We start from the raw sequence: 14,011 nt of genomic DNA on the forward strand, positions 1-14,011 counted from the left end.
CATGGATGCAATGGTATTGGCGTCTATCGCCAAGTGGCCGAACGTGCCGGCCGTGTTCGGCTGGCTGCGGCTGGACGCACGCGGCCAGTGGTGGCTGCGCGAGGCGCGGCTGGACCAGGCCGCGATCGTGGATTTCTTCCGCCGCAACTACGCGCGCGACGGCGACGGCCGCTACTACGTGCAGAACGGCCCGCAAAAGGTCTACGTCGCGCTCGACGCCGCGCCCTACGTGGCGCGCCGCGGCGCGGCCGGCTGGTACTGGTTGCCAGACATCGACCCCGGCACGCCGCGGCTGGCGCTGCTGGACGAGGGCGGGCGGCTGTTTGTCGAGGCCGGCGGCGAGCTGGCGGTGGTGGACGACCGCGAGCTGCTGGCGCTGAGCGAAGCGATACAGCGCAGTGCCGACGGCCAGCCGCCGACGGCGGCCGACTGGGCTGCGTGGCAGCAGGGCAGGCTGGCGCTGCAGCTGGGTCTGGCCGAAGGCAGCCTGCCGCTGCGGCCGCTGGCCGCCGCCGACGTGTCGCGGCGCTACGGTGTGGTGCTGTCGCCGCAGCCCTGAACGGGGTGCCGCTTTGGCGCAAAAGGCGGCCGGCGTGCGTGGTATCATCGCGCGTCCGGCGCCAGCGCGCCCTTTTACCCGGCGCCCGCGCCTCTTTGATTACCTGAGTTGATGAAGTCCGTATGCACCGATTGATAGGCCGTATCCTTGCCGCGTTCGCGCTGCTGTTTGCCCTGTGGCTGGCCTGGGTGGTCGCCGTCCCGGTCAGCCCGCCCGGCTCGCCCTACACCGTCAGCGTCGCCCCCAACCGCACCATGGGCCAGCTGGCGCGCACGCTGGAAGAGGACGGCGCCATCCGCAACCGCTGGGTGATGGTGGCGATCTCGCGCATGATGGGCAGCGACCGCAAGCTCAGGGCCGGGCTGTACCAGTTCTCCGGCGCCACCGCGCTGTGGCAGTACCTGTCGCGCTTCAACGACGGCCACCCGGACCAGGCTAGCGTCACCATCATCGAGGGCTGGACCCTGCGCCAGTTCCGCGCCGCCCTGCTGGGCGAGGAAGACCTGCGCCAGGACAGCGCCGGCTGGAGCGAGCAGCGGCTGCTGGCCGAGCTGGGCATCGCCGAGGGCAGCGGCGAAGGGCTGTTCTTCCCCAGCACCTACTACTACCTGCCCGGCAGCAGCGACGTGGAATTGCTGCGCCGAGCCAACCAGACGCTGATGCAGCAGCTGCAGACGGTGTGGGAGTCGCGCGCCGCCGACCTGCCGTACCAGACCCCGTACCAGCTGCTGACCATGGCCAGCCTGATCGAGAAGGAAACCGCGCGCGAGGAAGACCGCAGCATGGTGGCCAGCGTGTTCGTCAACCGCCTGCGCATCGGCATGCGGCTGCAGACCGATCCGGCGGTGATCTACGGCATGGGCGAGCGCTACCGCGGCCGCATCGGCAAGGACGCGCTGCGCCGCGACACGCCGTACAACACCTATACCCGCGCCGGGCTGACGCCGACACCGATCGCGCTGGTCAGCCGCGCGGCACTGGACGCCGCCGCACACCCGGCCCCTAGCCGCGCGCTGTACTTCGTGTCGCGCGGTGACGGCAGCACCCAATTCTCCGAAACACTGGACGAGCACAACGCGGCCGTCCGCCAATACATCCTGAAGAAAGGTTGATGATGCCCAGAGCGCGCTTCATTACGCTGGAGGGGCTCGACGGGGCCGGCAAGACCACGCACCTGGCCTTCATCCGCGACTGGCTGGCTGCGGCCAACGTTGACACCGTGTTCACCCGCGAGCCGGGCGGCACGCCGCTGGGCGAGAAGCTGCGCGAGCTGCTGCTCGACGTCGACACCGAGGCCACGCTGGATACCGAAACCCTGCTGATGTTCGCCAGCCGCCAGGAGCTGCTGTCGTCGGTGATCCGCCCGGCGCTGGCGATGGGGCGCTGGGTGGTCAGCGACCGCTTTACCGACGCCACCTTCGCCTACCAGGGCGGTGGCCGCGGCGTGCCGGCCAAGCGCATCGCGCAGCTGGAAGAGTGGGTGCAGCAGGGCCTGCAGCCGGACCTGACCATCCTGCTCGACGTGCCGCTGCAGGTCTCGCAGCAGCGCCTGAGCCAGACGCGGCTGCCGGACCGTTTCGAGCGCGAGCGCGAGGACTTCCACCAGCGCGTGCGTGACAGCTACCTCGCCCGCGCCGCCGCCTACCCGCAGCGTTTCTTCGTGGTCGACGCCAGCGGCGACCTCGCCGCCATCCAGCAGCAGCTGGCCGGCCGGCTGGCCGAACTGAAGGCGCAAGCCTGATGCGCTACCCGTGGCAAGCCGGCGACTGGCAAAGGTTGGCCGCCAACTTCGAGCGCCTGCCCAACGCCTGGCTGCTCAGCGGCCCGGCCGGCATCGGCAAGCGCGAGTTCGCGCAGGAAGTGGCGCGCGCGCTGCTGTGCGAGGCGCCGCAGGCCGACCACTGCGCCTGCGGCCAGTGCCAGGCCTGCCACTGGTTTGCCGCCGGCAACCATCCCGACCTGCGCGTGCTGACGCCGCACGGCGACGACGAGGAGGCGGAAGAGGGCAAGGAAGCCAAGGCGCCGAAACGCAAGCTGCCGGTCATCAAGATCGACGGCGTGCGTAGCGTGATCGACTTCGCCCACCTCAGCGCCCACCGCGGCGGACGGCGGGTGGTGATCGTGGAACCGGCGGAAGCGCTGAACCCGGCCGCCGCCAACGCGCTGCTGAAAGTGCTGGAAGAACCGCCGGCCGAGGTGGTGTTCCTGCTGGTGTCCGATGCGCCGCAGCGCCTGCTGCCGACCATCAAGAGCCGCTGCCGCCAGTTCCCGCTCAGCCTGCCGTCGCCGGCACAGGCGCTGGCGTGGGTGCACGAGCAGGGCGTCGAGGACGCCGAGGCCGAGCTGGCGTTTCACGGCGGCATGCCGCTGTTCGAGCACGACGCGGCGGAGGCGGCGCTGCGCAAGCAGTTCGTGGCAGGGCTGACCGAGTGCAGCATGGGCAGCGTGCTGAGCCTCGCCGACGCCGTCGACAAGCAGAAGCTGGCGCTGGAGCTGCCGCTGCGCTGGCTGGGCAAATGGCTGCACGACCTGGCCGCGCTGCGCCTCGGTGGCGCGGTGCGCTACTTCCCGGCGCAGCAGACGGCGATGCAGCGCCTGCTGCCACGGCTGAACATCCATGCTTTAATGGATTGCCAGCGCGAACTGACGGCGCTGGCGCCGTACGGCCAGCACACCCTGGTGACAAGGCTGCAACTGGAAGCCCTGTTGATGAACTACCTGAAAGCCTTTGCCGGCAAGCCAACCTGACACAGGACCAGCATGGATAACGCAGTCGAGATCAAGCCCGACGCCAGCCGCCCCGGCGTGCTGTCGCTGTCGATCAAGGAGCGCAGTGCGCTGTACGCGGCCTACATGCCCTTCCTGCGCAACGGCGGCATCTTCGTGCCGACCAATCGCGACTACAACCTCGGCGACGAGGTGTTCCTGTTGCTGACGCTGCTGGACGACACCCAGAAGCTGGCGATCCCCGGCAAGGTAGCGTGGCTCACCCCCGCCGGCGCCAACAACAACCGTAACCAGGGCATCGGCATCGAATTCGGCGCCGACGAAACCTGCAAGCAGGCGCGGCTGAAGATCGAGAGCCTGCTCGGCGGCGCGCTGAACTCGACGCGGCCGACGCATACCATGTGACACAAAGGCGCAGGCGGGCATTCCCTGTCCACAGCCGATCTTCTACAATTTACCTAGTCAAATGTTGCGGCCAACGTTGGCCGCAATTTTTTTGGAAGCCTATCATGCTGGTCGATTCGCACTGCCATATCAATTTCCCCGACCTTGCTGCGCGCATGCCGGAAGTGCTGGCCAATATGGCCGCCAACGGCGTGAGCCACGCGATGGTGATCGGCGTCAGCCGGCCGAAGTATCCGGAGGTGCTGGCGCTGGCCGAGGCGCACGCCAACCTGTTCGCCACCGTCGGCATCCACCCGGATGACCCGGAGGCCGAGGAATTCAGCGAGGACGAGCTGGTGGCGCACGCGGCGCACCCGAAGGTGGTCGGCATCGGCGAGACCGGCCTCGACTACCACTGGTGTCAGGGCGATCTGGCCTGGCAGCACGAGCGCTTCGCGGTGCACATCCGCGCCGCGCGCCGCGCCGGCCTGCCGCTGGTGATCCACACCCGTTCTTCCGCCGCCGATACCGTGCGCATGATGCGCGAGCATGGTGCCGATCAGGCCGGCGGCGTGATGCACTGCTTCACCGAGGACTGGGCAACCGCCCGCGCCGCGCTGGATCTGGGCTTCCATATTTCGCTGTCCGGCATCGTCACCTTCAAGAACGCGGCGGTGGTGAAGGAGGTGGCGCAGAAGGTGCCGCTGGACCGCCTGCTGGTGGAAACCGACTCGCCGTACCTGGCGCCGGTGCCGTTCCGCGGCAAGACCAACGAGCCGGCCTACGTCAAGCACGTGGCAGAGCACATCGCCGAGCTGCGCGGCCTGTCGTTCGAGGCGGTGGCGGCGGCCACCAGCGACAACTACTTCCGCCTGTTCAGCAAGGCGCAGCGCGTCGCGGGGCAGGGCTGAGGGGATGGCGATGAGCAAGCTGCAGTGGACAGTACTCGGTTGCGGCTCCAGCAGCGGCACGCCGGCCATCGGCTGTGAGTGCGCGACCTGCCGCTCCGACGATGCACGCAACCGGCGCAGCCGTTGCTCCGCCTATGTGCGCATCGGCGACGCCGGCATCCTGATCGACACCTCGCCGGACCTGCGCCAGCAGGCGCTGCGCGAGGGCATCAGTCGCGTCGACGCCGTGCTCTACACCCATCCGCACGCGGACCACCTCAACGGCATCGACGACCTGCGCGCCTTCTGCTACGTGAAGAAGGGGCCGATCACGCTGTACGGCAACGCCTTCACGCTCGACAACATCCGCCGCCGCTTCGATTACGCGCTGGCGCCGCCGTCGCCGGTGTGGGACAAGCCGGTGCTGCACACCGAGCTGGTGTCGGCGCCGCTGAGCATCAACGGCGTGACGGTGACGCCGATCCCGCTGCAGCACGGCGCCTGGCCCTGTCTGGGCTGGCGCATCGGCGATGTGGCGTGGCTGACCGACCTGTCCGACATTCCCGAAGCCAGCCTGCCGCTACTGCAGGGCCTGGACACGCTGTTCCTCGACTGCCTGCGGCCGGAGCCCTACCCTTCGCACCTGCATCTGGCGGCGTCGCTGGCGTGGGCGCAAAGCCTGGCCGCAAGGCAGACCTTCCTGATCCACATGACGCACCAGCTGGAATACCGGGCGCTGTCGGCGCAGTGTCCGCCGGGGGTGGCGGTGGCGTACGATGGCCTGCAACTGACTTTTTAAGAGCTGACAAACAATGAGCATGCTGATTCTGGGGCTGGTCGCGCTGATCGGTCTGGTGTTTTCCGTCGCCGTGGTGGTGTTCTACCTCGGTTGCCTGGGCGCGACGATGGCGGCCTTCAACCACGGCCGCATCGTGTGGGGCTCGCTGACCTTCTTCCTGCCGCCGCTGTCCTTCCTGTTCGCGCTGCGGCACCGTGCCGAGGCGGACTGGTCGTTCGGCTTCATCTGGAAGGGCGGGCTGGTGGTGCTGCTGATCGTCGGCGGCGTCTGGCTCGGCATGCAGCTGCTGCCGGAGCACGCGGCGCAGGGCGCCAGCGCGATGGGCAAGCTGCTGCCGCAACCGGCCGGCCCGGTCGCGCAGTAAGCAGGGCGCGGCGCACGGCTGCGCCGTGTAATCCGTCAACAGTTGGCCGCACCGCCTGTCCGAAGGCGTGCGGCCAACCTTGCTTCGGGCGGCTTGCCAGTCCGCTTCAGCCGCCCGACGTTGGCCGCAACACCTGCCGCGCGGCGGCAATCAGCACCTCGCTGAGTCTCGCCAGCCTGGGCGACTGCACCTGCCAGTGGTGCCAGTACAGCGCCACGTCCACTGGCTTGTCCGGCTGCAGCGGCAGCAGGGTGTCGGCCTGGCCGCTGGCGGCCAGCTGCACGTCGGGCAGCATGCCCCAGCCCAGCCCCAGGCGCACCGCCTGCAGGTAGGGGTCGGACGCGGGCAGGAAGTGGCAGGGGTAGCTGTCGTCCGGCAGGCCGAAGTGCTGCAGCAGCCAGTCGGCCTGCAGCCTGTCCTTGCGGTTGTAGATCATCACCGGGGCGCGGCGCAGCGTGTCGCGGCTGACGCCGCCGGCAAACCAGCGCGCGTGGTAGTCGGCGCTGGCCAGCGCCTGGTAGCGCATCACGCCCAAGGGGCTGGCGCTACAGCCGCGCATCGCCTGCGGCTCGGTGGACACGCAGCCCAGCGCCATGCCGGCCTGCAGCAGGGTGTAGGTGTGGTCCTGGTCGTCCACGATCGCGTCCAGCAGCACGCGTTCGCGGATCAGGAACGGGGTCAGCGCCGGCAGGAACCAGCTGGCGATGCTGTCGGCGTTGATCGCCAGCGACACGCTGAGCATCGCGCTGTCGTCGCCGGCAAAGGTGGCGGCCAGATCGGCCTCCAGCAGCGCGGCACGCTGCAGGTGCTGGCGCAGCAGCTGGCCTTCGCGCGTGGCGCGGCAGGGGCGGCTGCGCACCAGCAGCGGCTTGCCGAGCGCCTCTTCCAGCGCGCGGATGCGCTGCGAGATGGCGGACGGGGTCAGGTGCAGGTCCTGTGCGGCCTGCTCGAAGCTGCCGCTGTCCAGCGCGGCCAGAAAGGCCTCGCTGTGCCTGGGGTCGAGTTTCATGGTGAGGCGATGTAAGTGAAACGAAATTAATGATAGCCAAGATAATTTAATCTTGCTGTTGTTGTGTGGCGGTCGCGGCGATACTGCGGCCAACCTTACCTCGTGGAGCACACCATGCTGACAGCAAGCTATTTCAAGGGCCTGGGCCTGGGCGCCAGCCTGATCATGGCCATCGGTTCACAGAACGCCCACGTGCTGAAGATGGGCCTGTTGCGCCAGCACGTCGGAGTGACGGTGCTTGTGTGCATGCTGTGCGACGCGGTGCTGATCGCCACCGGCGTGGCCGGCATGGGCAGCCTGATCCAGCGCAGCCCGCTGCTGCTGGAGGCGGCGCGCTGGGGCGGCGCGGCCTTCCTGTTCTGGTACGGGCTGCGCGCGTGGCGGGCGGTGCTGGCCGACGAGAGCCTGCAGATCGCGGCCGGGGCCACGGTCATGCCGCTGAAGGCGGCGCTGCTGACGGTGCTGGCGCTGACCTTGCTGAACCCGCACGTGTATCTGGATACCGTGGTGCTGCTGGGCAGCATCGGCGGCCAGGAGGCGGGAGACGGCCGGCTGTGGTTTGCGCTGGGCGCGTGCACCGCGTCGGTGTTGTGGTTTGCGGCGCTGGGCTACGGCGCACGGCTGCTGGCGCCGCTGTTTGCGCGGCCGCTGTCGTGGCGGGTGCTGGACGGCGTGGTGGGCACGGTGATGTGGACGCTGGCCGGCGCGCTGGCCCTGTCCTGAGCGGCGCGGGCGGTATGAAAAAAGGCGGCACCGGATGGGTGTCGCCTTTTTTTGTCTGGTGCGATGGGCCGCCATCGCACCGTGGAAAAGCCGGAGCCGCCGTCGTTCATGCGTGCGCCTCCCGTTCGCCGACCAGGCGCAGCCGCTCGGCGCGCTCGCTGTCGATGAAGTGGCCGATCATGGTGCGGTAGATCTTGGCGGTGAGCGCGGCGTCGGCGCCCAGCTCGCCGGCGAGGCGGGTGACGCGGCGCATCACCTGGTCGACGCGCTTGCCGTCTTCCACTTCGGCGTCGCTGTGCTTGAAGGCGGCGGCCTGATGTACGTACAGCCCACGTTCGGCAATCAGGCTGACGATGGCGCGGTCCAGGGCATCGATCTGCGAGCGGACTTCGTCCAGGTTACGACACTGGTAAACCCATTCCATGGTGTGACTCCCGTTGTCAGTGCGGCCAACGTTGCGGGTTGGCCGCAAGGTAAGCGATCTCAGTAGTAGTTCAGCCCCATCGCGGCCTTCACTTCGGCCAGCGTCTGCGCCGCCACGGCGCGTGCCTTGGTGGTGCCCTCCTTCAGCAGCGCCATCACCTGCGCCGGGTCCTGCGCGTACTCCTCGCGGCGGGCACGGATCGGTGCCAGCAGCGCCTGCAGGATGTCCTCCAGCTCACGCTTGATCTGCACATCGCCCAGGCCGCCGCGCTGGTAGTGCGCCTTCAGTTCGGCCACGCGGCCGGCGTCGGGGTGGAACACGTCCAGGTAGGCGAACACCACATTGCCCTCGACCTGGCCCGGGTCGTCCACGCGCAGGTGGTTCGGATCGGTGTACATCATCTTTACCGCCTGGCTGATCTCGTCGGCACTGGCCGACAGCGGCAGCGCATTGCCCAGCGACTTGGACATCTTGGCCTTGCCGTCGATGCCGGGCAGGCGCGCGCCGGCGGCGGGCACCACCGCGCGCGCCTCGACCAGCACCTCGCGGCCGACGCTGCCGTTGAAGCGGCGGGCGATCTCGTTGGTCTGCTCGATCATCGGGATCTGGTCGGCGCCCACCGGCACGATGGTGGCCTTGAACGCGGTAATGTCGGCGGCCTGGGCGGCCGGGTAGGTGAGGAAGCCGGCCGGGATGTCGCGCTCGTAGCCGCGCAGCTTGATCTCGTCCTTGATGGTCGGGTTGCGTTCCAGCCGCGACACGGTGACCAGATTGAGATAGTAGGAGGCCAGCTCCATCAGCTCCGGCACCAGGCTCTGGATGAAGATGGTGCTCCTGGCCGGGTCGATGCCCACGGCGAGGTAGTCCAGCGCCACCTGCAGCACGTTGTCGCGCACCTTCAGGTAGTTGCCCATGTTGTCGGTCAGCGCCTGCGCGTCGGCCAGCAGCAGGAACTGCTGGCAGCGATCCTGCAGGATCACGCGGTTGCGCAGCGAGCCGACGTAGTGGCCGAGGTGCAGCGGGCCGGTGGTGCGGTCGCCGGTGAGGATGATGTCGTTACTGGATACGGTACTGAGGATGTCCATGCTGATCTCCGTTATTTCACGGGAGACCGACTTGGCGCAGGGGAGGATGGTGCAACAAAAAACCCGGGCGCCTTGTCGGCTGCTCCCGGGTTTGCTTTACGTACGCAACCGCGGTGCCGCCGTCAGAGGCGCCACCAGGAAAAAAAGAAAGCTGCGGTTGCGGGTTTGGTAGTCATGTTTTTCATCAGATCACGGCATGACGGCGGGCGTCAAGCCGTTTTTAGAAGCGGCGGGTGAGGTGCGCCTTGTGCATGATGGTGGAGGCGATCTCCTCGATCGACTTGTGCGTGGTGCTGATGAAGGGCACCGAATGATGGCGGAACATGGACTCGGCCTCGTTCACCTCGCGGCGGCAGTTCTCCATGCTGGCGTAGCGCGAATCCGGGCGGCGCTCGGAGCGGATGTGGTGCAGTCGCGCCGGGTCGATGGTCAGGCCGAACATCTTGTTGCGGTACGGCAGCAGCATTTTCGGCAGCGTCGGGCTGTCGAGGTCTTCCGGGGTCAGCGGGTAGTTGGCCGCCTTGATGCCGTACTGCAGCGCCAGGTACAGGCAGGTCGGCGTCTTGCCGGAGCGCGACACGCCGATCAGGATCACGTCGGCCTCGGCCAGATCCTTCAGCTTCACGCCGTCGTCATGGTTGAGCGAGAAGTTCACCGCCTCGATGCGGTGATCGTATTCCTCCTCGTTGCTCATGCCATGCGCCTTGCCCAGCTGTAGTGTCGCTTTTTCACCCAGCTCCCGTTCCAGCTCGCCGATGAAGGTTTCGAAGAAGTCGATCACCAGCGCGTGGCTGATCTGCAGCGCGGCGCGGACGTCGGCCTTGATGATGCTGGTAAAGACCAGCGGCTTGAGGTGATCGGTGGCGCCGACTTCGTCAATCTGGCGTGTCAGCTCCTGCGCCTTCTCCACGGTATCGATGAACGGCACCGTTTCACGCTTGAATTCTTGGGCATCAAATTGCGTCAGCAGGGTGTTTCCGAGTGATTCGGCGGTGATCCCGGTGCGGTCGGAAACAAAAAAAACGGAACGGCGATGCGGCATGGTGATTTCCTGCAAATGTCCAGTGGAGGTCTACAGCGGCAAGTCTGCGGGCAGGCGGCGGCGGATGCAAGCCGCAAGCGCGGTGCCCGCCGATGGCGCGCTGTAGTTTGCTGACTACAGCGGCAGTCGGCAAAACCGCGACATTGTGGTGCAGGGCAGAACACCAGAAAGCGGCATCGCGCCTTGAGTCAGGGCAAACCCTGCGTTGTGCAGTGCAGAAGTAGCTACGCAAACAGCGACTTGTTCGGCTAGAATGCGCTATCCCTATCGTCCAATCCACATACAGGAAGTGAAGTGATGGCAGAGAACTACGTCATCTGGTTCGAGAAGCTGCGCATGACCGACGTTGAAGAAGTAGGCGGCAAGAATGCCTCTCTCGGCGAAATGATCAGTCAGCTGGCAAACTCCGGCGTGCGAGTACCGGGAGGCTTTGCAACCACTGCAGACGCCTATCGTGACTTTTTGCAGCACAATGGCCTCGCCGACCGAATCAACCAAGCCCTTGGCAAACTCGATATCGATGATGTCACCGAACTGGCCCGCGTCGGCAAGGAAATCCGGCAATGGATTATCGACACCCCATTCCCGGCCAAGCTTGATGAAGACATCAAGACAGCCTGGGACAAGATGGTCGCCGATGCCGGTGGTGCCGATATTTCCGTCGCAGTCCGTTCCTCTGCCACCGCAGAAGACCTCCCCGATGCCTCGTTCGCAGGCCAGCAAGAAACCTTCCTGAACATTCGTGGCCTTGACAACGTCAAGGACGCCATGAAGCACGTCTTCGCTTCCCTCTATAACGACCGCGCCATCTCCTACCGCGTGCACAAAGGCTTTGCCCACGATGTGGTGGCACTGTCGGCTGGTGTGCAGCGCATGGTGCGTTCCGATAGCGGCGCTGCCGGCGTGATGTTCACCATCGATACCGAATCCGGCTTCGAAGACGTGGTGTTCATCACCTCTTCCTACGGTCTGGGCGAGACAGTGGTGCAAGGCGCGGTGAACCCGGACGAGTTCTACGTTCACAAGCCAACGCTGAAGGCCGGCCGTCCTGCCGTGCTGCGCAAGAACCTGGGTTCCAAGCTGATCAAGATGGAATTCACCGACGCGTCGCAAGCCGGCCGTTCGGTAAAAACCGTCGACGTGGCGCCGGAACTGCAGAAGCAGTTCTCGATCACCGACGCGGAAGTGGAAGAGCTGGCCCAGTACGCGCTGATCATCGAAAAACACTACGGCCGCCCGATGGATATCGAGTGGGGCCGTGACGGTACCGACGGCAAGCTGTACATCCTGCAGGCCCGTCCGGAAACCGTGAAGTCGCAGGAAGACCGCAAGGACACCCTGCGCCGCTATCGCCTGAAGAACAAGTCCACCGTGCTGGTCGAAGGCCGCGCCATTGGCCAGAAGATCGGCCAGGGCACCGTGCGCATGATCAAGGACGCGTCCGAGATGGATCAGGTCAAGGCCGGCGACGTGCTGGTCACCGACATGACCGACCCGGACTGGGAACCGGTGATGAAGCGCGCCGCCGCGATCGTGACCAACCGTGGCGGCCGTACCTGCCACGCCGCGATCATCGCGCGTGAACTGGGTATCCCAGCCGTAGTCGGCTGTGGCGACGCCACCGACCTGCTGCGCGACGGCATGCAGGTGACCGTGTCCTGCTCCGAAGGCGACACCGGCAACATCTACGACGGCCTGCTGGACGTGGAAATCATCGAGCTGGAGCTCGACAAGATGCCGAAGTCCCCGGTCAAGATCATGATGAACGTCGGCAACCCGGAACTGGCCTTCGATTTCGCGCAGCTGCCGAACGAAGGCGTGGGCCTGGCGCGCATGGAGTTCGTGATCAACCGCCAGATCGGCATCCACCCGAAAGCGCTGCTGGAGTTTGATACCCTGCCGGCCGACCTGAAGGCGACCATCACTGATCGCATCGCCGGTTACGCCAGCCCGGTCGACTTCTACGTCGACAAGATCGCCGAAGGCGTGTCGACGTTGGCCGCAGCGTTCTACCCGAAAAAGGTCATCGTGCGCATGTCCGACTTCAAGTCGAACGAGTACGCCAACCTGATCGGTGGCCAGCTGTACGAGCCGCACGAAGAAAACCCGATGCTGGGCTTCCGTGGTGCCGCCCGCTACGTGGCCGACAGCTTCCGCGACTGCTTCGAGCTGGAATGCCGTGCCATCAAGAAGGTGCGCGACGTGATGGGCCTCACCAACGTGGAAGTGATGATCCCGTTCGTGCGTACCCTGGCCGAAGCCGAGAAAGTGATCGAGATCCTGGCCGTCAACGGCCTGAAGCGCGGCGAAAACGGCCTGCGCCTGATCATGATGTGTGAACTGCCGACCAACGCGGTACTGGCCGAGAAGTTCCTGCAGTTCTTCGACGGCTTCTCCATCGGCTCCAACGACATGACCCAGCTCACCCTGGGCGTGGATCGTGACTCCGGTGGCCCGATCGCCACCACCTTCGACGAGCGCAACGAAGCCGTGAAAGCCATGCTGCATATGGCGATCCAGGCTTGTCGCAAGCTCGACAAGTACGTGGGTATCTGCGGCCAGGGCCCGTCCGATCACCCGGACTTCGCCAAGTGGCTGGTGGAAGAGGGCATCGAGACCATCTCGCTGAACCCGGACACCGTGGTGGAAACCTGGCTGTACCTGGCCAAGGAACTCAACGCCTGAGCCAGACCGCCTGATCCTGTCAACGCCCGACTGGCGCGTGCATCGAGTGCACTCGCCGCCCAAGTCGGGCGTTTTTCTTTGTCAATTCATGTAGTTCGCAGGTAACACACCCGATGGCAGAAGGGCGATGGTAAACTTTGTCCATAGCCCTTTTCCACCTACCTTGCGATACGAGGACAACGATGAGCCGTATCTCCCTTTCCCGCTTCCTGATCGAAGAGCAGCGCCAGCACGGCGCACTGCCGCCAGACCTGCGTCTGCTGATTGAAACCGTGGCCCGCGCCTGCAAGGCCATCGCCCACTCCGTGAACAAGGGCGCGCTGGCTGGTGTGCTCGGCGAGGCCGGTACCGGCAACGTACAGGGCGAAGCCCAGAAAAAGCTGGACGTGATCGCCAACGACATCCTGCTGGAAGCCAACGAATGGGGCGGCAACCTCGGCGCGATGGCCTCCGAAGAGATGGAGCTGCCGCACTCGATCCCGGATCACATGCCGCGTGGCCGCTACCTGCTGCTGTTCGACCCGCTGGATGGCTCCTCCAATATCGACGTCAACATCTCGGTCGGCACCATCTTCTCGGTGCTGGAAGCGCCGGAAGGCAACGAGCAGCCAACCGAGCAGGACTTCCTGCAGCCGGGGAGCCGCCAGGTGGCTGCCGGCTATGCGCTGTACGGTCCGCAGAACATGCTGGTGCTGACCTTCGGCCAGGGCGTGTATGGCTTCACGCTGGATCGTGAGCTGGGGTCCTGGGTGCTGACCAATACGCGCATGCAGGTGCCGGAAACCACCAAGGAATTCGCCATCAACATGTCCAATCAGCGCCACTGGGAAGCACCGGTCAAGCGCTATATCGGTGAATTGCTGGCCGGTCAGGAAGGTCCGCTGGGCAAGGACTACAACATGCGCTGGGTCGCTTCCATGGTGGCCGAAGTGCATCGCATCCTGGTGCGTGGCGGTGTGTTCATGTATCCGAAGGATGCACGCGAGCCGTCCAAGCCGGGCAAGCTGCGGCTGATGTACGAAGGCAACCCGATGGCCTTCATTATCGAGCAGGCCGGCGGCGTCGCGACCAACGGCCATCAGCGTATTCTCGATATCCAGCCTAATGGTCTGCACGAGCGGGTGGCGGTATTCCTCGGCTCCAGGGAAGAAGTGGAGCGCGTCACCGCTTATCACGCGTAATTTCACACGCTGGATTAGCTACTAAAGGTTGGCCGCAAGCATTGCGGCCAACCTTTTTCATTTTTGTTGGCGGTGAGGTGCTTGTGAAATCAACGACTTGTAGATTCGGTGTCAAAAAGTCCGGTTTCGGGTGTTGACG

15 protein-coding genes are annotated in these 14,011 nt (G+C 65.8%); 11 read left to right on the forward strand and 4 right to left on the reverse strand.

The genetic code is table 11. The annotated features are described in order from the left end of the window. Window position 1: 1 nt before the first annotated feature. The 8 genes from IE100_RS12670 (at window position 2) to IE100_RS12705 (ending at window position 5,723) form a co-directional block, all read left to right on the forward strand. Window positions 2-559: a DUF2946 family protein gene (locus tag IE100_RS12670; protein ID WP_189374694.1), complete on the forward strand. Its 558-nt coding sequence runs from the start codon at window positions 2-4 to the stop codon at window positions 557-559. A 122-nt stretch (window positions 560-681) separates the two neighbouring features. Further along, complete coding sequence (mltG, locus tag IE100_RS12675; protein ID WP_189374696.1) at window positions 682-1,671, forward strand: endolytic transglycosylase MltG; 990 nt, start codon at window positions 682-684, stop codon at window positions 1,669-1,671. Window positions 1,672-1,673: 2 nt separating this feature from the next. After that, window positions 1,674-2,300: a dTMP kinase gene (gene tmk / locus IE100_RS12680; RefSeq protein ID WP_189374729.1), complete on the forward strand. Its 627-nt coding sequence runs from the start codon at window positions 1,674-1,676 to the stop codon at window positions 2,298-2,300. Next, window positions 2,300-3,307 carry a DNA polymerase III subunit delta' gene (holB, locus tag IE100_RS12685; protein ID WP_189374698.1) on the forward strand — a complete coding sequence of 336 codons (1,008 nt, stop codon included), beginning with the start codon at window positions 2,300-2,302 and terminating at the stop codon, window positions 3,305-3,307. The genes tmk and holB overlap by 1 nt, the downstream gene beginning before the upstream one ends. 12 nt (window positions 3,308-3,319) lie before the next feature. Then, a complete protein-coding gene (locus IE100_RS12690; protein ID WP_189374700.1) occupies window positions 3,320-3,691 on the forward strand; it encodes a PilZ domain-containing protein in 372 nt (123 codons plus the stop codon). Between the two features lie 104 nt (window positions 3,692-3,795). Continuing rightward, entirely contained in the window at window positions 3,796-4,581 is a 786-nt protein-coding gene (locus IE100_RS12695) for a TatD family hydrolase (protein WP_189374702.1), read from the forward strand. Between the two features lie 10 nt (window positions 4,582-4,591). After that, window positions 4,592-5,359, forward strand: coding sequence for an MBL fold metallo-hydrolase (locus tag IE100_RS12700; RefSeq protein WP_189374704.1), 768 nt, complete (start codon window positions 4,592-4,594; stop codon window positions 5,357-5,359). Between the two features lie 13 nt (window positions 5,360-5,372). Then, entirely contained in the window at window positions 5,373-5,723 is a 351-nt protein-coding gene (locus IE100_RS12705) for a hypothetical protein (protein WP_189374706.1), read from the forward strand. A 106-nt stretch (window positions 5,724-5,829) separates the two neighbouring features. Here IE100_RS12705 and argP read toward each other — a convergent pair whose 3' ends face one another. After that, window positions 5,830-6,732: an HTH-type transcriptional regulator ArgP gene (gene argP, locus IE100_RS12710; RefSeq protein WP_189374708.1), complete on the reverse strand. Its 903-nt coding sequence runs from the start codon at window positions 6,730-6,732 to the stop codon at window positions 5,830-5,832. Between the two features lie 114 nt (window positions 6,733-6,846). Here argP and IE100_RS12715 point away from each other — a divergent pair, with 114 nt between their 5' ends. After that, window positions 6,847-7,455, forward strand: a complete 609-nt coding sequence (locus tag IE100_RS12715) for a LysE/ArgO family amino acid transporter (RefSeq protein WP_189374710.1) — start codon at window positions 6,847-6,849, stop codon at window positions 7,453-7,455. Between the two features lie 106 nt (window positions 7,456-7,561). Here the strand turns inward: IE100_RS12715 and IE100_RS12720 are convergent, their stop codons facing one another. The 3 genes from IE100_RS12720 to ppsR all read right to left on the reverse strand — a co-directional run bounded on the left by IE100_RS12720 (window position 7,562) and on the right by ppsR (window position 10,006). Beyond that, window positions 7,562-7,879: a chorismate mutase gene (locus IE100_RS12720; RefSeq protein ID WP_189353996.1), complete on the reverse strand. Its 318-nt coding sequence runs from the start codon at window positions 7,877-7,879 to the stop codon at window positions 7,562-7,564. 59 nt (window positions 7,880-7,938) lie between these two features. After that, window positions 7,939-8,964: a tryptophan--tRNA ligase gene (trpS, locus tag IE100_RS12725; RefSeq protein ID WP_189374712.1), complete on the reverse strand. Its 1,026-nt coding sequence runs from the start codon at window positions 8,962-8,964 to the stop codon at window positions 7,939-7,941. Between the two features lie 220 nt (window positions 8,965-9,184). Further along, complete coding sequence (gene ppsR / locus IE100_RS12730) at window positions 9,185-10,006, reverse strand: posphoenolpyruvate synthetase regulatory kinase/phosphorylase PpsR (RefSeq protein WP_189374713.1); 822 nt, start codon at window positions 10,004-10,006, stop codon at window positions 9,185-9,187. A 297-nt stretch (window positions 10,007-10,303) separates the two neighbouring features. On the opposite strand from ppsR, the gene ppsA reads away from it, so the two are divergent. Both ppsA and IE100_RS12740 read left to right on the forward strand, forming a co-directional pair. Next, on the forward strand, window positions 10,304-12,691 hold the full coding sequence (gene ppsA / locus IE100_RS12735) for a phosphoenolpyruvate synthase (protein ID WP_189374715.1): 2,388 nt from the start codon (window positions 10,304-10,306) through the stop codon (window positions 12,689-12,691). 182 nt (window positions 12,692-12,873) lie between these two features. Further along, window positions 12,874-13,872 carry a class 1 fructose-bisphosphatase gene (locus tag IE100_RS12740; RefSeq protein WP_189374717.1) on the forward strand — a complete coding sequence of 333 codons (999 nt, stop codon included), beginning with the start codon at window positions 12,874-12,876 and terminating at the stop codon, window positions 13,870-13,872. The last annotated feature ends 139 nt before the right edge of the window (window positions 13,873-14,011 follow it).

Origin of the sequence: Vogesella alkaliphila (genome assembly GCF_014652475.1) — a bacterium.
In the GTDB taxonomy this organism is placed as follows: Bacteria; Pseudomonadota; Gammaproteobacteria; order Burkholderiales; family Chromobacteriaceae; genus Vogesella; species Vogesella alkaliphila.